The organism is Asticcacaulis sp. P2_B1, from assembly GCF_056404915.1.
Map to the genome: position 1 here is coordinate 419,765 of NZ_JBFUDD010000002.1, position 21,131 is coordinate 440,895.

The 21,131-nt window shown below is 62.2% G+C and carries 12 protein-coding genes; 7 read left to right on the forward strand and 5 right to left on the reverse strand.

Annotation, left to right across the window (positions count from 1 at the left end):
• Nucleotides 1-6: 6 nt before the first annotated feature.
• On the reverse strand, nt 7-1,542 hold the full coding sequence (locus AC1DX3_RS06265; protein ID WP_476988390.1) for a sugar ABC transporter ATP-binding protein: 1,536 nt from the start codon (nt 1,540-1,542) through the stop codon (nt 7-9).
• A 13-nt stretch (nt 1,543-1,555) separates the two neighbouring features.
• Entirely contained in the window at nt 1,556-2,530 is a 975-nt protein-coding gene (locus AC1DX3_RS06270) for a substrate-binding domain-containing protein (RefSeq protein ID WP_476988391.1), read from the reverse strand.
• A gap of 399 nt (nt 2,531-2,929) precedes the next feature.
• Between AC1DX3_RS06270 and AC1DX3_RS06275 the strand changes: the two genes are divergently transcribed.
• The 3 genes from AC1DX3_RS06275 to AC1DX3_RS06285 are packed head-to-tail and all read left to right on the forward strand — an operon-like array spanning nt 2,930 to nt 8,125.
• A complete protein-coding gene (locus AC1DX3_RS06275; RefSeq protein ID WP_476988392.1) occupies nt 2,930-5,734 on the forward strand; it encodes a glycosyl hydrolase 115 family protein in 2,805 nt (934 codons plus the stop codon).
• 4 nt (nt 5,735-5,738) lie between these two features.
• Nucleotides 5,739-7,211 carry an alkaline phosphatase gene (locus AC1DX3_RS06280; protein ID WP_476988393.1) on the forward strand — a complete coding sequence of 491 codons (1,473 nt, stop codon included), beginning with the start codon at nt 5,739-5,741 and terminating at the stop codon, nt 7,209-7,211.
• Nucleotides 7,208-8,125, forward strand: a complete 918-nt coding sequence (locus tag AC1DX3_RS06285) for a family 43 glycosylhydrolase (RefSeq protein WP_476988394.1) — start codon at nt 7,208-7,210, stop codon at nt 8,123-8,125. The genes AC1DX3_RS06280 and AC1DX3_RS06285 overlap by 4 nt, the downstream gene beginning before the upstream one ends.
• A gap of 268 nt (nt 8,126-8,393) precedes the next feature.
• Here AC1DX3_RS06285 and AC1DX3_RS06290 read toward each other — a convergent pair whose 3' ends face one another.
• From AC1DX3_RS06290 to AC1DX3_RS06300, 3 genes are all read right to left on the reverse strand, one after another.
• Complete coding sequence (locus tag AC1DX3_RS06290; protein ID WP_476988395.1) at nt 8,394-9,185, reverse strand: FadR/GntR family transcriptional regulator; 792 nt, start codon at nt 9,183-9,185, stop codon at nt 8,394-8,396.
• Nucleotides 9,186-9,258: 73 nt separating this feature from the next.
• Nucleotides 9,259-10,752, reverse strand: a complete 1,494-nt coding sequence (locus tag AC1DX3_RS06295) for a glycoside hydrolase (RefSeq protein WP_476988396.1) — start codon at nt 10,750-10,752, stop codon at nt 9,259-9,261.
• Nucleotides 10,753-10,823: 71 nt separating this feature from the next.
• Nucleotides 10,824-12,356, reverse strand: a complete 1,533-nt coding sequence (locus AC1DX3_RS06300; RefSeq protein ID WP_476988397.1) for a tryptophan halogenase family protein — start codon at nt 12,354-12,356, stop codon at nt 10,824-10,826.
• A gap of 350 nt (nt 12,357-12,706) precedes the next feature.
• Here AC1DX3_RS06300 and AC1DX3_RS06305 point away from each other — a divergent pair, with 350 nt between their 5' ends.
• The 4 genes from AC1DX3_RS06305 (at nt 12,707) to AC1DX3_RS06320 (ending at nt 21,131) form a co-directional block, all read left to right on the forward strand.
• On the forward strand, nt 12,707-15,541 hold the full coding sequence (locus tag AC1DX3_RS06305; protein WP_476988398.1) for a TonB-dependent receptor: 2,835 nt from the start codon (nt 12,707-12,709) through the stop codon (nt 15,539-15,541).
• 307 nt (nt 15,542-15,848) lie between these two features.
• The gene (locus AC1DX3_RS06310) at nt 15,849-17,477 is read left to right on the forward strand and encodes a sodium:solute symporter family transporter (RefSeq protein ID WP_476988399.1); all 1,629 of its coding nucleotides are present in this window, start codon (nt 15,849-15,851) and stop codon (nt 17,475-17,477) included.
• Between the two features lie 226 nt (nt 17,478-17,703).
• Entirely contained in the window at nt 17,704-18,963 is a 1,260-nt protein-coding gene (locus AC1DX3_RS06315) for an MFS transporter (RefSeq protein ID WP_476988400.1), read from the forward strand.
• 326 nt (nt 18,964-19,289) lie between these two features.
• On the forward strand, nt 19,290-21,131 hold the full coding sequence (locus tag AC1DX3_RS06320) for a beta-galactosidase (RefSeq protein WP_476988401.1): 1,842 nt from the start codon (nt 19,290-19,292) through the stop codon (nt 21,129-21,131).

Below are 21,131 nucleotides of genomic sequence, written 5' to 3' on the forward strand. Positions count from 1 at the left end.
TAGGGTTCAGGCGGCGCAGCCGGCCGTATCGGTCGCCATCAGGCTCATCAGGGTTTCCTCGCTGACCCCGTCATTATCGAGCGTACCGGTGATACAGCCTTCGCGGAAGACGACGATACGGTCGCTGACCGCCATGACTTCGGGCAGTTCGGATGAGATGACGATGACGGCGACGCCGGTGGCGGCGAGATCGAACAGGACCTGATGGACCTCGGCCTTGGCGCCGACATCGATGCCGCGCGTCGGCTCGTCGACGATCAGGACCTTGGGCGCCAGGGCCATGCAGCGCGCCAGCAGGACCTTTTGCTGGTTGCCACCGGACAGGGTGCCGATGGCGACCTTGTCCGAGACCATGCGGATACCGAGCCGCTGGCGATAGGATTCGACCATCGCGGCCTCGGCCTTCTCGTCGACAAAGACCCCCAGGCGGCTGAGGCGCTTGAGGCTGGGCAAGGTCATGTTGTGGCGGATGGAATGGTTGAGAAAACAGCCCTGCTGCTTGCGGTCTTCCGGGACCAGGGCGATCCCGGCGGAGAGCGCATCGCACGGCGAGGTCAGAGGTTTCAACTGGGCGCCATCGAGCCACAGCGTGCCGGCATCCATCCGGTCGGCGCCGAAGATCAGCCGGGCCAGGTCCGTGCGGCCCGCCCCGACCAGCCCGGCCAGACCGACGATCTCACCGCGCTTGACCTCGAAGGCAATGCCGTTGAGGCTGGTGCCGCGGGCCTCGTTGGCGCCACGTTTGCGGCTGACGCCCGCGACCCTGAGCGCCACTTCGTGCGAGGGCGCCGTGCGGGTCCGTTGCAGGAACTCGACGTCGCGCCCGACCATGAGGCGGACCATGTCCGGAACCTCGACCCCAGCAACATCGCCGGTCGCGACGAAGCGGCCGTCACGCAGGACGGTGAAGCGATCGCAGACGGCTTTCACTTCTTTGAGGCGGTGGGTGACATAGACGACGCTGATGCCGCGCGCCTTCAGGCCGCGCACGATGTCGTGCAGCTTGACGACTTCGCGCTCGCTGAGGGCGGCCGTCGGCTCGTCCATGATGATCAGTTTGGCCTGCAAGGTCATGGCGCGAGCGATTTCGACCATCTGCTGTTCGGCCACGGTCAGGCGGCTGACCTCGACGCGGGGGTCGAGGTCGAGGCCCAGTTCGCTTAACACCTTGCGGGCGTCGGCGCGCATCCGGGCCCAGTCGATCAGGCCCAACCGCAGGGGCTCGCGGCCGAGATACATGTTCTCCGCCACGGACATGGCCGGCAGCAGGTTGAATTCCTGATAGATGGTGACAATGCCCAGGCCCTGGCGCCGGACCGGCGTGTCGCGGTCGTCGAGCTCACTGCCATCGAAGCGGATTGTGCCGGAATCGGGGCCTTGCGCCCCCGACAGGATTTTCAGCAAGGTCGATTTGCCGGCGCCGTTTTCACCCAACAAGGCATGGACTTCGCCGGCCATAACAGCAAGCTTTACGCCGTCCAGCGCCAGGACGCCGGGAAAGCGCTTGGTCAGTTCTGTCACCTCCAGCAGCGCCATGGCCATACTTCCCTTCTCGCTATCCGGCTTCGGAAATGCGCGAGGCGGCGTTGAGATTATCCTTGGTGATCAGGACGGGCGTCAGGCTTTGCGAGGTGATCGGCGTGTTCTTTTGCAGTTTAGCCACGACTTCGCGCAGGGCCGTGCGCACCTGCTGACCTGGGTTTTGTTCGACCGTCGCCGCCATTTCGCCGCTGCGGATGCGTTTCAGCGCCTCGGGAATGGCGTCGAAACCGAGGACCTGGATCTGTTGCGGGGTGAAACCGGCGCTGCGGACCGCTTCGAGCGCCCCCATGGCCATGTCGTCATTGAGGCACAGGATGACATCCGGATGCGCCCCGCCCATTGAGGTCAGGACGTTCTGCGTCACGGTCAGGGCCTGGTCGCGCTTGGAATTGCCCGTCTGTTCGGCAACGATCTGGTACGCTGCGCCGCCGGCCGTCAGGCCGTCGTGCACGCCCTTGACGCGCTCGATCGAGCTGGAACTGCCCGGATCGTTGGTGATGACGACGACCTTGGCGCCCTTGGGATAGGTCTTGACGACCCAGTCGGCCATGGCGCGCCCGCCGGCGACATTATCGGCGCCGAAATGCGGCACCTCGTGTTTGGCGCCTTCAATATGGCGGTCAACCGAAACGACGACCACGCCTTCATCGGCCAGGGCGTCGGTCGCCGAGGCCAGGGCGCGGGAGTCAGTCGGCGCGATGATCACCGCGCCTATGCCCTGGATGCCGGCGGCTTCGAGATCGGCGACCTGTTTGGAGGAATTGTTCTGGCCGTCGAGGACCTGCACCTTGACGCCCAGCTTTTTGGCCTCGTCTTCGAGGTCGCGGCGCATGGCGACGAAAAAGGGCTGCGACAGGTCGCTGAAACTGACGACGATGTCCTGCGAAGCCGGCTTGGCGCCCGAGCACCCGGTCAGGATCGGCGCAGCGGCGGCCAGAAGCCCTGATCCGGCAGCACCCATGAGAAATTGGCGGCGATTATTGGGCATAGGTCCCTCCTCAGGGCTGCCGTCCGCGCATGACGAACGATCTTTATTTTGTTATAAATGAAATTTTTATTCCAGGTCAACGCTCATGTAAAATATTTGTGCCGGTATAGCGTCTCTGATCATTACAGATGCCGCTTTTTCCCCGTCTGGCAACGTCATTTTGCCGGAGCGGCGACAGTTTTCCACATATGATCGGACACTTCGGTTTTCGCAGTTGCCGAACCGGCAGGCCGCGGGCATGGTGCAGCCGTCCCCAAGCTTAAAATTCGCGCCGTACAGCTTCTTGTGGAACAAATATTCCTCACATTCCAATTGTGCAATATTTGTTTTACGACCATAATGACCGTCCGCCAGGCGTCATGAGAAGGCCGGCGTGCAGATGTGAAGAGGATCGCGCCCTTGGCAAAAACCCTGTCCGGAATAGCTGCTGCATCTATCGCCACGAGTTTGCTGGCGACGTCGGCCGGCGCCGCCGAGGTCACCCTCTATGCCGGCGATAAACTGCCGACCGTGGTCTACGATACGGCGCGTTCGGGCAAGACCATGACCCTGGCCGCGACCATGCTGGGCCACGACCTGGAAGCCCTGAGCGGCCGCAAGGCGACGGTCTCGGCGCAGCTCAAGGATTGCACGGCGGTTTGTATCGTCGTCGGCCGTTACGATTCCCCGCTGGTGGCGCGTATCGCAAATGAGGGCGGCGTCGATCTCGCCGTCCTGAAAGGCCAATGGGAACGTTATGAACGCGTCGTCGTCACGGCGAAAGCGCGCACCTATGTCCTGATCGCCGGCTCGGACCGCCGTGGCGCGGTCTACGGCGTTGTTGATCTGTCGCGCCAGTTGGGCGTGTCGCCGTGGACCTGGTGGGCCGACGTCACGCCACGCCAGGTCGACAAGCTGACCCTCGACAGCGGCACCGTCCTGTCGGACACGCCGTCGGTGCAGTATCGCGGCATCTTCCTCAATGACGAGGACTGGGGCCTGGAACCGTGGGCCGCCAAGACGCTCGACCCGAAAACCGGCAATATCGGCCCGAAGACCTATGCCAAGGTCTATGAACTGATGTGGCGATTGAAAGCCAATACCCTGTGGCCCGCCATGCACTCGGTATCGACGCCGTTTTACGGCGATAAGGGTAATCCGCCGCTGGCCGACGACTACGGCATCGTCGTCGGCACGTCGCATGCCGAGCCGATGATGCGCAACAATCTGCGCGAATGGGACGAGGCCAAGCGCGGTCCGTTCAATTTCACGACCAACAGTAAGGGCATAGCCGACTACTGGCTGGCCCGCGCCAGGGAAAGCAAGCCGTACGAGAACATCTATACGGTCGGCCTGCGCGGTATCCACGACGGCCCGATGCAGGGCGCCAACACCATGGATGAGCGCAAGGCCATTCTGCAAAACGTCGTCGGCTTGCAACGCAACCTGTTGAGCCAGGCCTATGGCCGCCCGGCGGAGACCATCCCGCAAGTCTATGTCGCCTATCACGAGCTCCAGGAGGCCTATGACGCCGGGCTGAAACTGCCCGACGACGTCACCCTGATGTGGGCCGACGACAATTACGGCTATATCCGCCGCTTCGGCACGCCCGAGGAACAGAAACGATCAGGCGGTTCGGGGGTCTATTACCACCTGTCCTATTGGGGCCGGCCGCACGACTATCTGTGGCTCGGCACCACCCATCCCGACTTGATCCACGAGGAGATGGGCCGGGCCTATGACGAGCAGGCACGCAAGATCTGGATCGTCAATGTCGGTGACATCAAGCCGATCGAATATCTCACCCAATATTTCCTCGACCTCGCCTTCGACGCCAAGACGTTCGCGCAAACCCCGCGCGACCACCTGCGCGATTTCATGAGTGAACAGTTCGGCCCGGCCCAGTCCAGCGAGATCGCCGACATCATGATGGCCTATTACGACCTGGCTTTCGAACGCAAACCGGAATTCATGGGCTTCGGCCAGACCGAATGGGTGACGCAGAACCGGCCGAGCGCCTATGTTCAGTCCGACGGCGAAGAAGCGCAGACCCGCATCCAAGCCTATGCCAACCTGGTGCGCCGCGCCGAGGCCGTCGCGGCCCAGATTCCAGCCGATCGCCAGGACGCCTTTTTCGAGCTGGTCCTCTATCCAGTGCGCGCCAGCGCCAACCTCAATGAGCGTATCCTCAAGCTCGACCTCGCCAATCTCTATGCCGAACAGGGCCGGGCCGGCGCCAACCTCTATGTCGACCAGGCGCGCGCCGCGCATGCCGCCATCGTCGCCGACACCGCCCATTATAACGACCTGCAAAACGGCAAGTGGCGTTATATGATGGATATGGCGCCGCGCCGGTTGCCCGTCTTCGACGAACCCTTATGGCCGCATTGGTCGGAATCGACCAAGACCGGCTGCGACACCGCCCTGAGCGGCCAGTGGTTCAACGACCACAACACCCTGCCGTTCGTCCGCGGGGTGCCGCAGACCAAGAGCGTCACCCTGTTCGGCTATCAGGCCAAGCCTCAAGCCTGGACGGCGACGCAAACCGTCGGCGCCTTCACCCTGTCCGCCGCAGCGGGGACATTGGATGCCGCCGATGCCTATGAGCAAAGGCTAACCATCCGTTATGACGGCACGGCCGCAGCGGGGGATCTCGCCATTACCTGCGGCGGCGCGACCTTGCCCGTCTACACCAAGATCCTCGATGCCGCGCCGGCGGGCATGGCGACCGAAAGTGACCGTATCGTCGCCCTGGCGGCGACGGCCGGCAGCCCCAGCCCGGATTGGCAGACCATCGACGGCCTTGGTAGCCTGAAGGCCAGCCTGCGCGCCCGCCTCGACCTGCCCAGCCGCACGGACATCACCGGCGCAACACCGGTCACTTATCGCTTCTCCACGGTGACGGCGGTCGGCGGCCAGCTCAAGCTGATGGCCCTACCGACACATGCCCTGACGCCGGCGAACGGCGTCAAGGTCGCTATCCAACTCGACGGCGGCCCCCTCCAGGTCGTCGACTTCCAGACTCTGGGCCGCAGCGACGCCTGGCGGCAGAATGTCCTGACCAATACGGCAGTCCAGACGATCCCGCTCACCCTGCTGCCGGCGGGCACGCACGAACTGAAACTCTACGCGCTCGATCCCGGTGTCATGATCGACCGTATCGAAATCGATCTCGACGGCGCGAAGAAACACTATGGCGCCGTCGCCCCTGTGGAAGGGCAGTAACCTCATGAGAACCGTTTATCTTGGCCTTGCACTATGGCTGGCGGCCACCGTTCCCGCCGGGGCCGATCAGCCCAATCCTCAATTGGTCAAGGGCGAGGCCGCGCTCGACGCCGCCCTGGCGCGCACGCCCAATGTCAAAAAAGCCAAGAACGTCATCCTGTTTATCGGCGACGGCATGGGCATCAATTCGGTGACGGCGGGACGCATCTTCGCCGGCCAGAAACGCGGCCTGGATGGCGCCAGCTACCAGCTGTCGTTCGAGACCTTCCACTATACCGGCTTTTCCAAAACCTATTCCGCCGACAAGCTGGTCACCGATTCCGCCAACGGCATTTCGGCGATCATGACGGGCGTCAAGACGATCAATGCCGCCATCGGCGTCGATGACCACGTCATCGCCAAGGATTGCCCCAGCGCCCTGAGGACCCGCGTCCAGACCCTGGCCGAACGGGCCAAGCTCAGCGGCCTGTCCGCCGGCATCGTCACCACGGCGGGCGTGACCGATGCGACGCCGGCCGGCGCCTATGGTCACGTGCCGTTTCGCGGTTGGCGCGCCGATGTCGATCTGCCGCCGGAGGCGGTCCAGGCCGGTTGTATCGACCTGGCGCGGCAACTGATCGAAGCCCCAGCTTCCGTGCGCATGGATGTCGCCCTGGGCGGAGATCGCGAGGATTTCCTGCCCCGCGGCACGGGCGACGGCCGTCGCGGCGACGGGCGCGACCTGACGCAAGAGTGGCTGGCCCAGGGCGGCCGGACGGCCGTGTTGAGCGACTTAGCCGGCCTGAAAGCGTTGGATGTCAACACGACCGACCGGGTGCTCGGCCTGTTCGCCCAGGGCGACCTGCCGTCACCGGTCGACACGGCAGAACATGCTGACGTACCGGCCCTGGACGAGATGACGGCGGCCGCGATCGGCGTGCTGGCCAAGAACCCCAAGGGCTATTTCCTAATGGTCGAATCGGCCTCGATCGATAAATGGCATCACCACAACAACGCCCATCGCGCCCTGACCGATGTCGACGAACTGTCGAAGGCAGTGCAAAAGGCCATGGCCATGACCGATCCCGACGACACCCTGATCATCGTCACGGCGGACCACAGCCACGGCCTGGTCATATCCGCCGGATCGACGCGCGAGGAACCGATCATGGGCCTGGTGCGCAACCACGGTGACATCATGCCCGACGGCAATGGCCGGCCGCGCACCACCCTGTCCTATGCCACCGGTCCCGGCGGCCAAAAGGACGGCACGACCTCAGCCCCCCTGACCGAGGACCAGGTCCTGAGTCCCGATTACCGTCAGCCGGCCCTGGCCTATATGGACAGCGCCCAGCATGCCGGCGAGGATGTCCCGGTCTATGCCACCGGCCCGCGCGCCTGGCTGCTGAGCGGCACCTTCGAATCCAGCTATATCTATCAGGTCATGGCCTATGCGCTCGGCCTCAGTCATCCCACTGCCCAGAAAGCCCAGCCATGACTCTTCGCCTGTTCCCGTCTCTGATGGCCGCCACCCTGCTGGCCCTGCCCGCCCAGGCGGCCGAGCCGATCTCGACGCGCTTCAACGCCGACCCCTCGCCGCACGTCTTCAAGGGCCAAATCTATCTCTACGCCACCAATGATCAGGACAATTCCGGTAAGTACTGGGACTCGACCGACTGGCGGCTGTTTACGTCGAAGGACATGACACATTGGGAGGATAAGGGCTCCTTCCTGTCGGTCACGGTGTTCAAATGGGCGCGGCCCGACGCCAAGGCCTGGGCGCCCGAGGCCGCCCACCGCAACGGCCGCTATTATTTCTACGCTCCGGTGGGCGGCGACCGCATCGGCGTCGCCGTCAGCCGCAAGCCGGCGGGTCCGTTCATCGATGCGCGCAGCGACGCCCTGGTCGACAAGGCGCGCGACGCCAATGCCGGCGCCGAGCCGATCGATCCGGCCGTTCTTATCGATGACGACGGCCAGGCCTATCTCGCCTTCGGCACCCGCGTGCCCAAGATCGTCAAGCTGAAGGCCAATATGATCGAGACCGACGGGCCGATCCAGGACATCGAGATCGACGGCTTCCCGGCCGACGACGCCAAGGTCAAGTACGGCGAGGCGCCGTTTCTCAGTAAGCACAATGGCCTGTTTTATTTCAGCTTCTCGACGGGTTGGCCAGGGCAGATCGTCTATGCCACGGCGACCAACCCGATGGGACCCTACACCTATCGCGGCAAGATCCTCGACTATCTCGACATCAGCACCAACCACCAGGCCATTGTCGATTACCGCGGCAAGTCGTGGCTGTTCTATCACGACAAGCTGCTTCCGGGCGGCGGCGATTACAAGCGCTCGATCACCTTCGCGCCGCTTGTCTACGGCGCTGACGGCAGCATCGACGAGGTACAGAAATAGCTACTGGCGAGCCTTCGGAGTAGTTGTGGCCTTTCTTGCAGAAAACCAGCACTCCGAATGGGAATGAAGCTGACTGTGACCGGCGACCGGACACGCGCAACACCACTTTGCAATGTGGCATTATAATACCTATAGTGAATTGCCTGAACTCTATTCGGAGTGCCGGTTTTCCCTGAAAAAGGCGACAGCTACTCCGAACGCGCGCCAACCCTTTCCTCGGCTGACGGCGACGAGCCAAAGGATCGCCGTTGCCATAACATAGTCTGGCTTACTGGGAAGGCGACGTCTCGTCGGGCTGCGAACGGCGGCGCTGGGACCGGCGCGTATCCTCGAGCGCAAAACGCACAAGGCATTCCATCGCCCAGCGCGCGGCGCGGGGATTGCGCGCCTCGATCGCTTCATAGACGCGGGCATGATCCGGCCAACTGTCGCGGGCGTCCTTCGGGTCGGTCGATTTAAGGCGTGTCGACCAGGCAATCGCCGCGGCGATCGAGCTGTTCAGCGACACCAGGACCTCGTTGCGCGTCGCCAGCAGGAGGGTCTTGTGGAAGTCGAGATCGGCCAGGCGCCCGGTCTCGGTGGCCAGAGTTTCGCGCCCCATGACGTCGAGCGCCTCCTTCATACGCGCGACCTCCTGATCGGTCCGGCGCTCGGCCGCGAGTTCGGCGGCAGCGGGTTCGTTGATCAGGCGCAGCTCGAAAAGACCGTCGATAAAGCCGGCGGTCGGCGTGGTCTCGAACATCCAGCCCATCACTTCGGGATCGAGCAGATTCCAGCGCGTACGGTCGCAGACCTGGGTGCCGCGCTTGGGGCGGCTTTCGACAAAGCCTTTCGCCGCCAGGATTTTCAGCGCTTCCCGGTAAGGGGTGCGCGAAATATTCAGGGCCTCGCTGGAATCGAGCTGAAAGGGCAGGATGTCGCCGGGCTGATAGACACCGCGCAGGATATCGACGGCCAGACGATGGGCCAGGGATCCGTGAAGGCGCCCCGGCGTATTGCTGTCCTCATAGGTGTAGTCCGCGGACAGCTCAGTTGCTGCGGAAATGTCTTTTTCGTCCATGTTTCGATCCCGGCCTCGGAACAGTCTAGCCTCTATCCAATACATAATACAAGTAGGTCAGGCAGCTGCAAGTTCAGCGATCGAACCTGACGGTCGTCACCGACATCGGCGGAACCACGACCGTGCCGTCATCGCTCTGTTCGGCGGGACAGCTCTTGTCCAGGTGGCGCTTGCTATCCGAGACGACCAGCGACACCGTGTAGGATCGCTTCACGCTCTCCAGCGGCAGGCTGATCTTGAGCCGTTGCGGCAACAGGCCAGGATTGACGTGGACGGCGGTGAAGCCGGATGCGCCGGGACGGACGGCAACCACAGTGTCATCGTCGTCGACGGGAATGAAGCGGTCACCCGGCCGGATAAATTTGCTGAATTGGCCCATGGCCCAATATTTCGCCGTCACATGGATGTCGGGCGAAACGCGATTGGCGAAATCCATCTTGATCAGGCCCCAGTTCGAACCGGAAGCGGGATCCTTCGCTTCGTTTTCGACCGCTTGCCACAATACCCAGGCGACAGGCTGCATCCGGTTGATGTCACTGACGATCTGTTCGCCGAGCGCGATGGCCGGCCGCATGTCGTCATAGTCCTGGGGCACATTGGGCGGTGACAGATCGACCTCGGACATCCACAACCGCTTGCCGGTGGCGCGAGCCAGATCGCGCGCGGCCGCCTTGCCGGTCGTGTCGTAACTATGGACATTGATCTGCTCGATCGCCGCCTTCGCCCCATCGTCGAGGCCCGCCCAGTCGAGCATGAAGGTCTGGGGATTGGTTTCGTCGACGCCGGCGATTTGCGTCTTCAGGCCGCGGGCCTGCAATTCCGTGTGCAACGCCTTGATGATCTGTGCCTGGCGTGCGGGCGACCAATGGGCGCCTTCCTGGCTGTTGGCGGCAAACCAGTAGGGCGTGCCGGGCTCATTGACCGGCGACAGGGTGCGAAAAACGATATGATGCCGCCGCTCCAGCTCTCCGGTCACCCGGACGAGATAGGCGGCGAACCGGCCCTCCTCGCCTGGACGCAGATTGTCCTGCAGGCCGTCCGTGTGGCCGGAGACGCGGCCGCTGACCGTCATGAAATAAGGCGGCGAGTTCGAGAAGGCCTCGAAAATGCGGTCCTTCTCCGGTACGCGGTCGCGGATGGCGTCGAGCCACCAGCGCTGGCCGGCATCGGCCGACCAATCCCACGCCGCGGCATTGGCCGGATCCCACCCTGCGGCATCTCCCGTCACGCGCCAGAAACCCGGCACGTCGCCGCCCGGCCGCAGATAGGGCGCCGTGTCCGGCGGATTACCGCCGCCAATATTGTAACGGGCTATGTTCAGTTGCAAACCGTCCTGACCATAGAGGAGATCGGCCACCTGGGTGCGGATGGGCGGCGGTAATTGTCCGGTGACATGGGCGAACCAGGCCAGCGCCGTTCCCCAGCCTTCGAAAGCCTGCCCCGGTTTGTCCCATTGCGGCGACAGGGTGACGTCGGCCACGGCGGTCGCAGGATTGGCGGTGGCGCAGTCCTGGGCATGAGCGCCCCAGCCTGTGCCCGCGGCCGTCAACGTAAGTGCGCCGGCCATGAGCCACGCTCGACGGCACTTCGGCGTCGGCGCCATACGATGTTTTTGGAAGGGCATTGTCCGGCCTTATATCATGTAACTGCGGCGAGCAGGGATTCGTTCATAAGCCCGCTGGCGCGTAAAAATTCCAGATGATCCGGCAAACGCTCCGCAGTGCTTTTCAGGTGCCGTTCGAGGCGGGCATAGGCATCGGCGAGGACATCGTCGTCCTGATAGGCCATGGTCGGCATATAGCTGCGCGGCCGTATCCCCTGCCCCAGCAGGACGGACAGCCACGATGTCGACTGGAACAGCTCCTCCTCGGCCAGGTTCAGCTGACCGCGTTCGCGGAACAAGGCGATGCGATGCGCCAGGCTTTCGGGAATCGGCATGGTCCGGGTGTAGTTCCACAGGTCCGAATCGTTACGTTCGGTCGCATGATAGTGCAGGATAAGAAAGTCGCGGATGGTCTCGATCTCCGCCGCCGCCGCCCGGTTATAGGCGTCGATATTGACGGCGGAAAAGGTTCTGTCGGGGAAATGCTTGACCAGCCTCAGTATGCTCGACTGGATGAGGTGGATGCTGGTCGACTCAAGCGGTTCCAAAAAGCCGCTGGAAAGTCCGATAGCGACCACGTTCTTTTGCCACGGCGTTTTCCGCCGTCCGGTGGTGAACCTTATCCGGTTGATAGCGGCCAGGGCCGGGCCCTCGATATGGGTGGTCAGCGCCTCCGCCACCGTGTCGTCCGATACGAAGTCGCTGGCATAGACGATACCGTTGCCGACGCGGTGTTGAAGCGGGATGCGCCACTGCCAACCGAAGGGGAGCGCCGTTGACGACGTATAGGGAGTCAAGGGTAGCCTGCGTTCGCACGGCACCGCCATGGCCCGGTTCATCGGCAACCATTTGGACCAATCTTCGTAGGGCGCGCCCATCGCCTTGTCGATCAGGGCGCCACGGATGCCCGAACAGTCGATGAACAGGTCGCCCTCGATCTTCTCGCCCGATTTGAGGCATAGGGCGGTGACGAAGCCGCTTTCCGGATCCTTGTCGGCGTCGACGATGTCGCCCAGCTTATGGGTGACGCCCCTGCCGACGCTCAGGGACCTCAGGTACCGGGCATAGAGCGAGGCGTCGAAATGATAGGCCGAGGCAAAATGGTGGAGCGGGTGATTGGCGTCCGGCGACTGACGGGCAAAGGCGTTTTTCCGCGCCGCCAGGGTGCTCAGGGAAAATTCGCTGAGGTCCGCGACCTTGCCGAGCTCGGCCAGCCTCAGCCAGTATTGCAGGAAATAGCCGAGATCCTTTTGCGTGCCGTAATAGCCGAAGGGATGAAAATAGGACGTATCCGGCTTCGACCAGTTGCGAAATTCGATACCGAGTTTGAAAGTCGCGAAGCACTCGCGGATAAATTCGGACTCGTCGACGCCGGCCAGGTCGTGAAAGGTGCGGATGGGCGGAATCGTCGCTTCGCCAACACCGATCGTGCCGATCGCATCCGACTCGACCAGTGTCAGCGCTACATTGGCCCCCAGAACCTGGGACAGCGCCGCCGCCGTCATCCAGCCGGCGGTGCCCCCGCCGACGATAATAACGCGTCCGATCCACCTGTCATGCAAGGCCAAGCTATGTCTCCTCCGGAGGATTTAATATTGTTATCAAAATATAATGTATGATTATATTTTTCATTTCAAGGCCCCTACATCTCTCATTATCGCCGCATTCGCCAGGTTCCCGAGCCGCAAACATGGACACCATCCTAATATTAGGGCTTCTGAATAGATATCGTGTCAATTGCGCAACAAAATTGCAAAACAGATGGCAAATAATAAATCATACAATTTTCTCGTTGAAAAAAGATATAATGCGATTTAATGGCAGAGGGGAACTCTGCTCATCGTGGAGGCGCAAACGGGGCGTCATCTGAAATATGGGCTTTTACGGTTCGCCATATAAGAACACTAGGAGGATTCAAGTGTCCAAAGGTAATGCCTACAAATCCACTTTATTGGCGACGGTGGGGGCACTTGCCTTCGCCTTGCCGATGATATCTTACGCACAGGATGCCGCTCCGGCGGCCTCGGCCACACAAGCCGCGCCCCCGCAAGCCTCGACTGACGACTCGAAAGAGACGGTCGTTGTCGTCACGGGCGTTCGCGCCTCGCTCCGGTCGGCGCGCAACCTGAAGAGAAACGCCAATCAGATCGTCGATTCCATCCAGGCGACGGACATCGGCAAGCTGCCGGACGTCAACACCGTCGAATCACTGCAACGCATCACCGGCGTGCAGATTCAACGGCGCTACGGCGAAGGCGGCACGGACTACGATCACAGAACCGAACCGGCGATCACGATCCGCGGCATGACCCAGGTTCGCAACCTGATCGACGGACGCGACTTTTTCACCGCCAACGGCGGCCGCGCGCCTGACCTGGAAGGTCTGCCGTCGGAACTGATGGCCGGTGTCGACGTCTACAAGAATGCCGCTTCGAACCTCATCGAAGGCGGCGTCGGCGGTGTCGTCGATATCCGCACCCGCCTGCCGTTCGATTCCAAGACGCCGATCAACAGCATCACCGTCAAGGGCAATTATTACGACCGCGCGCGCAAGACTTCGCCTTCGGTATCGGCCCTGTTCAGCCGCCAATTCGATACCGGCGCCGGACGCATGGGCTTCCTGGTCAACGCCTCAGTCGGCCGAACCTATTATCGTCAGGACGCCGTCCTGCAACAGCAGCAGCACGTCATTACAGCCGCGTCGAACCCCACGGCCTTCGCCAGCTTCCCCGACAAGGGCAGCTTGACGACGCTATATGTACCAACGTCCTTCGAGATCTATCAGGATTCCGGAGAGCGCACCCGTAAGGGGCTGGCCCTGGCCTACCAGTGGGCGCCCAACGAGAACATGTTGTTCACGGCGCAGAATATCCATTCTGAGTATCAATTCATTCGCCGCGGCGAATATCTCTACGGCGACGACAAGAACCACGATCCCATGGCGGCGACCGGTTCCACCTTTACATGGGGACCGGATGGCAATGCCACCAGCGGCGTCCTGTCACCGCAGATCTTTTCGACGTCGCGCTTCGACCAGGACGTCAGGAACAACACCAACCTGACCACCTTGAACTTCAAGTGGCAGGTATCGGAAAAGCTCAAGTCAAAAACCGATCTCGCCTACGAGTCCGCGACCTATGACTCCGACCGCAACGGCGACTCCGTCAAGCTCTACGACAATGAAGACCGCAGCGTCGCCAACATACCCAACCTCAATATCGCTTTCGATGTGACGGGCAAGTTCCCGAAATTCTCGATCGTCGACCCGGCGCATCCGTCCGATCCGTACGGCTATTTCGGCAACCCGGCCAACTGGTACTATGAGTGGATCGCCAACGCCGTCGACCGTGACGAGTTGAAGATGACGGCCCTCACCCAGGATTTCGACTACGAAAACGACGGCCACTTCTTTAACCGGTTGCACGCCGGCGTTCGCGTTACCGACACCAAGGTGCTGTTGCGCGGCAACTGGGACAATACCGGCCTCTGTAACGACACCGGCACCAACCCGAGCTGGGGCGCCTGCCCGCTGATCCCCGTTTCCGAGCATCCGGGCCTCGCCTATGCCGGCCCCGCCAGCAACTTTATGACCGACGGCGTTGGCTTTGCCATCGGTGTTTTCCCGGAATATGCCGATCCGAACTCCAGCGTCTTCAATCGCACGGTCAAGACCTATGCCGAACTGTTTGCCGGCAAGCCCAACAGCTATACCTTCAAGACGACGTTCGGGCCTTCGGATATCAACGAACAGCAGGAGACGACCCAGGCCCTCTATCTGTCCAGCGACTTCCAGACCAAGATCTTCGGTTATGACCTGGACGGCAATATCGGGGTCCGCGCCGTCAAGACCAGCCTGAAATCCATCGGCTTCGTCCAGGACAGCACCGGATCGCACGACGTCAGCATCGACAACGACTATACCAATGTCCTGCCGAGCCTGAACGCCCGCCTGCACCTCACCGAAGGGCTGCAAATCCGCGCGGCCTTCGGCAAGACCCTGACGCGGCCGAATTTCTCGGACATGGCGGCGCACGTGCAGCTGAATCCGAATATCCCGTCGCAGTGGGACGCCAATGGCCGGCCGACCGGCAGTTCGGGCAATCCGTTCCTGAAGCCGATGACCGCGACGTCCTACGATCTGACCGCGGAATATTATTGGGGGTCTTCGAACATCGCCTTCCTCGGCGTCTTCAAAAAAGACGTCAACGGCTATCAGGCGAGCGGCGTCGAGGTGATGAATTTCGGCGGTGTCGATTACGACATCAGCACCAGCATCAATCTCGGCGAAGGCACGATCAAGGGTTTCGAAGCGGGTTACACCCAGTTCTTCGACTTCCTGCCCGGCCTGTGGAGCGGCCTGGGCTTGCAAGCCAACTACACGCACGTCGATTCCAAGGTGGAGAAGACACCCGGCGTCTTCATACCCCTGCCGAAACTGTCGAAAGACAGCTATAACCTCATCGGGCTTTACGAAAAGGGTCCGGTCCAGGCGCGGCTGGCCTATAACTGGCGCTCGGAATATCTTGATCAGTTGAACGGCAGCGGCGTATTCGGCGCCAATCAATATGCGGCCCCGTACTCTTCGCTGGATGCCTCGGTGAGCTATCAGATCGATCCGATCCTGACCCTGTCGTTCGACGCCGTGAACCTGTCCAACTCGATGTATCACACCTATGTCGAAAGACCTTCGGGCGGCCTGCTGTGGCAGCTGAACGATCGTCGCTACAGCTTGACGCTGAAGGCGAATTTCTAACCGCCAACAGCCTTCGTTAGTGATCGTCCCAGGCCATATCTTCTGGATTGCCTGGGACGGTTTCCGGCTATCGAATGATCTTTCCCTCCATTCGATAGTGATTTGCCTCCCTTAAACTCTAACGGCCCGTGTCCCGCCTGCTTCGTCTCGCGGCACGGGCCTTTTTTTGTCCTGCCGGCACCCCGCGGCGGCGGCAAATCTTCGCTGCATTCCCTCCAATTTCACGAATTTTGATGACAGCGCGATAGGCGGTCATTTACGTAGGTCCAGGGAACAGGAAGATCGCGTGCCAATTAGCGCTAATCATTTGTCTATATTGGACATGTCGGTCACGGTGACGTATGCCGTCGTCATTTTCGCGCTTGCCCAATATGTCTCGCGAAAGAGAAGCGGCCATGCAACCAGCACCCATGAGTATTTCTTCGCCGGCAATCAGCTGCCGTGGTGGGCTATCGGAACATCGCTGATTGCGGCCAATATCTCGGCCGAACAGATTATCGGCATGTCCGGCTCCGGCTTCCGCATCGGCCTGGCCGTGGCGTCCTATGAATGGATGGCGGCGGCGACCCTGTTGCTGGTCGGAAAATTCGTCCTGCCGATCTTTTTCCGCAACGGCGTCCTGACCATGCCGGGCTTCCTGGCCCAGCGCTATGGCCCCAGCGTCCGATATATCATGGCCGTCTTCTGGCTGGCGCAATATGTCCTGATCAACCTGACCGCCATCCTGTGGCTGGGCGGCACGGCCATCACCACCGTTACCGGCCTCGATCCCGTTATCGCCCTGGCCATGCTGGCGACCTTTGCCCTGGTCTATCAGATCTCCGGCGGGCTCAAGGCCGTCGCCCTGACCGATGCCGTCCAGGTATCGCTGCTGACGGCAGGCGGCCTCGTCATCGTCGCCCTGACCCTGGCCAAGATCGGCGGCCAGGCCTCTCCTGGCGGCGGCATCATCAGCGGCATGCACGTCCTGATGACGCGTTTCCCGGACCATTTTCACATGATCCTGCCGAAATCGAGCCCCTACTACAAGGACCTCCCCGGCATAGCCGTGCTGATCGGCGGCATGTGGATCATGAACGCCTCCTATTGGGGTTTCAACCAGTACATCATTCAGCGCGCCCTGGCCGCCAAATCGCTGAGCGAAGCCCAGACGGGTGTCGCCTTTGCCGCCTATCTCAAGCTGCTGGTCCCCGTCATCGTCGTCCTGCCCGGCATGGCCGCCCTGGTGCTGGCGCCAGACATAGCCAGCTCGGACCGAGCCTACCCAACCATGATGACCCTCCTGCCGCAGGGCTTTTTGGGCCTGGTCTTCGCCTCTCTGGTCGCGGCGATCGTCGCCTCGTCGGCTTCGAAGATCAATTCCGTCGCCACCATCTTCACCATGGACCTGGTCAAGCCGGTGTGGCCGAAAATTCCCGACCGCATCCTGGTGGGGATCGGACGCGCCGCCGCCGTTGCCGCCGTCGTCATTGCCGCGGTCCTCGCCAAGCCCCTGCTCGGTGATTTCGACCAGGTCTTCCAGTTCGGCCAGAACCTCACCGGCTTTTTCGCGCCCGGCATCGTCGTCATTTTCGTCCTCGGCATGGTGTGGAAACGGTGCACGACCCAGGGCGCGTTCGCCGCGGTCATTATCGGCCTGGTGTCGTCGTGCTTCTTCTACGCCGTCTCCTATCTGCATACCCACCACGACCTCTTGGGATGGCAATCGCCGTGGCTGGTTGCCCACGTCCCGGACCTGCCCTTCCTCAATCGCGTCGGCTGGGTGTTCTGGATCGCGTTCGCCGCCTGTGTCGGCGTGTCGTGCGTGACGACCGAATCCGCCCCGGCCCAGACCATCGACCTCGGCAGTATCGACTTCCGGACGGGGCGTTCCTTCAATGTCATGGCGCTTGGCGTCATCACCATCCTCATCGCCCTCTACCTGGTTTTTTGGTGAGCCACCCGCACGCCCGGCGGCCGCAATAATTCACACTAATTTTGAGCCCCTCAGGCTTAAAAACCCGAATAGCTTAGGTTCACATGCGTTAACGGCATTGACATCAAGGATATAATGCGATTTTTTAAATGAACTTCGCGAGATCGACATCTCGCGGCGTTTTGGCGGCTGGTATTATGACCCAACATACGGACGGGCCGGGTTGCCGGAGTTTTGGTTGAACCTGATGCAACGATCCGCCCAAGGCCAGCCAAGCGCCCCTCCCCTCCCTGCGAAGCCGCTGCCTGCGAAGACCCTCCCCCGCCAGGCCATGTTCTACGCCCTGCTGTGCGCCGGCACCGGCGCCACCCTGCCCTTCATGCCGCTTTGGCTGCGCGAACACGGCATGAGCGGCAGCCAGATCGCCTGGATACTGGCCGTGCCCTTGCTGGGGCGCGCCATCACCGGCCCGATCAGCGGCATCTGGGCCGACCGGTTCCACAAATATCGCACGCCCATCGCCCTGCTGGCCCTGGCCTCCACCCTGGCCTACGCCGCCATGACCATAGCCGGCGGCTGGACCGACTACCGGTTTGCCGCCTTCATGCTGCTCTACGGCATCGGCTATACCGGCATTACCAACATCACCCCGCTGCTCGATGCCATGACCCTGCAATTGTCGCGCATCGAGGGTTTCGCCTTCGGCCTGGCGCGCGCCGCCGGCTCGGCCTCTTTCGTCTTCGCCAATGTCTGCCTGGGCTACCTCCTGCAGAGCCTCGGGACCGACGCCGCCCTGCAATGGATGATCCTGACCGCCCTGCTAGTTTTCGCCGGCGCCCGCTTCCTGCTGCCTGGCCACGTCCGGCTCGACCTCAAACTCGGGCAATCGGCCCCGGCCTTACCCGGTTTCCAAAGGCTGGCCACCCTTTTGCGCGGCAAGGGCTATATCGTCCTGTTGATTGCCATCGGCTGCCTTCAGGCGGCCCACAGCTATTATTACGCCTTTTCGACCATCATCTGGGAAAAGCGCGGCTTTTCGTCCAACATCTGCGGGCTTCTGTGGGCGACCGGAGTCGCCGGCGAATTTATCTTCCTCAGCCTGGGCGCAGCCTTGCGGCGCCGGCTGGGGCCGTGGAACCTGCTGCTGATCGGCGCAGCGGCCGGTGTCCTGCGCTGGGCCGTCATGATGACCTCCCCGCCGCTCGACCTGCTGTGGCCGCTGCAATTGCTGCACGGATTGAGCTTCGCCGCGGTCTATGTCGCCGGTCTGGAGCTGGTGCACCTCCTGGTCCCGCCCGGTTTCGAAGGCCTGGGGCAAACCATCAACTCCGCCTATGCCGGCGGCGCCCTGATCGGCGTCGGCACCCTCGCCTCCGGCTTCGTCTTCGAGGCTTTCGGCGAGCGCGGCTACGGCCTGATGACCGTCCTGGCCCTGGCCGGCATGGCCGGCGCTCTCTGGCTCTATGCTTCGCGACACAGGCTCACCACCGCCTCGCCGCCGGCCTGAAAAACAGCCCACGATAATTTTGACATATTAAATCGCATTTAATATTGCAGACGGGCTTTTTAAATGTCATATAAATTCAGCCCACTGGGCTCGCCTCGATCTTGCCGTCCTTTACCGGACAGGCAAATCGGGACGAAATTCGGCAATTTTTCGACGAAAAGGCAGTATGAGCTTTGCGTCCTTACGGGCACGGCGCCACGAAGAGGCAGTTCTTGACCCGGGGACAGGCTAAAAGGCAATATATAATCATACTAAAGTGCCTGGATACGACGAAAAACCGTGCCAAAGCCAGATCATAATCCATAGTCCACACAGGGGATGAACACATGACCACCCGGCGAACGATGTTGCTGCAGGCCGCGGGCCTGGCCGCCGCCACGGGACTTTCCGGCCTGGTTTCACCGGCCATGGCCGCCGCGCCGCGCTTCGGCGTCGCCGGCGATCAATTCACGCTCGACGGCCAGCCGTTTCAGATCCTGGCCGGTGAGATGCATTATCCGCGCATCCCGCGTGCGTCATGGCGCGACCGCCTGCGCAAGCTCAAGGCGCTGGGCCTCAACACGCTGACGACCTATATCTTCTGGAACGCCCACGAAACCCAGCCCGGTCATTACGACTTCTCCGGCAATCTCGATGTCGCCGCCTATATCCGCCTGGCGCAAGAAGAGGGTCTCTGGGTCAATCTGCGCCCCGGTCCCTATATCTGCGGCGAATGGGACGGTGGCGGCTTGCCGGCCTGGCTGTTCCCGACGCCCGACATCACCGCCCGCTCGACCGATCCCCGCTATATGGAACCGGTCAAGGGCTGGCTGAAGCGCCTTGGCCAGGAACTGACGCCGCTGCTCATCGACAATGGCGGCCCGATCATCCTGACCCAGATCGAAAACGAATACGGCGCCTATGGCAGCGACCAGGCCTATCTCGCCGCCCAGCAGGCCGCCTTGCGCACTGCCGGTTTCAGCGGCCTTCTCTACACCGCCGATCCGGCTGAATTCTTCGCCAAGGGATCGGTGCCGGGCGTCGTCGGCGGCATCAATTTCGGCACCAATTACAAGGCCGAAAAGGAATTCGCCACCCGCGCCCAGGTACGTCCGGAAGGCCCCTATTTCTGTTCCGAACTGTGGGGCGGCTGGTTCGACGCCTATGGCAAGCTGCATGAGACCATGCCGGCCGCGCCTCTGCTGGCCAGCCTGCAATGGATGCTGGAGCACAAATACTCCATCAGCTTCTACATGCTGCACGGCGGCACGTCGTGGGGCTTTACGCCGGGCGCCAACTGGAACAAGGACGGCTATCAGCCGGATATCGCCAGTTACGATTACGACGCCCTGCTCGACGAAGCCGGCCGGCCGACGCCGAAATACCAGGCCGTCCTCGACCTGTTCCGCAAATACCTGCCGGCCCAGACCTTCGCGCCCATGCCGGCGCCCGAGGCCTCCATCACCGTGCCGCGCTTCCACCTGAGCGAAACCGCCGCGCTCGATCAATTGCTGGCCAAGCCGGTCACGTCCAGGGCGCCGCAGAGCCTGGAAACGCTCGGCCAAATGCACGGCATGATGCTCTATCGCCACACGGCGAAAGGCGCGCTCAAGGGCAGCCTCGCTTTCGGCGATGTCCGCGACTTCGCCCTGGTGCGCAGCTCAGGCCGTACGCAGGCCGTGCTCGACCGTCGTTTCGCCGAAAAGGCCGCGGCGATCGACCTGCCGGCGGGTGCGACCCTCGATGTTCTGGTCGACACCATGGGCCACTGCAATTACGGCGTGAACATCGGCAAGGACCAGAAAGGACTGATCGGCGACGCGACCCTGGCCGGTCAACCGGTCGAGGGCTGGGCCCATTACGGCCTGCCGCTCGACGACATTTCCGCCTTGCGCTTCGACGCGGCGCCGGCCGCCGGCCCGGCCTTCCACCGCGGCACCTTCGACCTCACCGAGACGGGCTTCACCTTCCTCGACATGCGCGGTTGGGGCAAGGGCTATGTCTGGGTCAACGGCCACAATATCGGCCGTTACTGGTCCGCCGGCCCGCAACAGGCGATGTTCGTGCCGGGCGATTGGCTGAAAGCCGGAACCAACGAGGTCGTCGTGCTGGACCTGTATGACGGCGGCGACCGCAGCCTGTCGGGCACCCCGCGCGAAGTCTGGGACCTGCCCGGTTCGGTGACCTGA

What these genes read in the sequence shown, in the direction of transcription:
- AC1DX3_RS06270 (WP_476988391.1), bottom strand. Translation starts at nt 2,530, where the DNA reads ATGCCCAATAATCGCCGCCAATTTCTCATGGGTGCTGCCGGATCAGGG.
- AC1DX3_RS06290 (WP_476988395.1), bottom strand. Translation starts at nt 9,185, where the DNA reads ATGGACGAAAAAGACATTTCCGCAGCAACTGAGCTGTCCGCGGACTAC.
- AC1DX3_RS06285 (WP_476988394.1), top strand. Translation starts at nt 7,208, where the DNA reads ATGACTCTTCGCCTGTTCCCGTCTCTGATGGCCGCCACCCTGCTGGCC.
- AC1DX3_RS06280 (WP_476988393.1), top strand. Translation starts at nt 5,739, where the DNA reads ATGAGAACCGTTTATCTTGGCCTTGCACTATGGCTGGCGGCCACCGTT.
- AC1DX3_RS06295 (WP_476988396.1), bottom strand. Translation starts at nt 10,752, where the DNA reads ATGGCCGGCGCACTTACGTTGACGGCCGCGGGCACAGGCTGGGGCGCT.
- AC1DX3_RS06315 (WP_476988400.1), top strand. Translation starts at nt 17,704, where the DNA reads ATGCAACGATCCGCCCAAGGCCAGCCAAGCGCCCCTCCCCTCCCTGCG.
- AC1DX3_RS06320 (WP_476988401.1), top strand. Translation starts at nt 19,290, where the DNA reads ATGACCACCCGGCGAACGATGTTGCTGCAGGCCGCGGGCCTGGCCGCC.
- AC1DX3_RS06265 (WP_476988390.1), bottom strand. Translation starts at nt 1,542, where the DNA reads ATGGCCATGGCGCTGCTGGAGGTGACAGAACTGACCAAGCGCTTTCCC.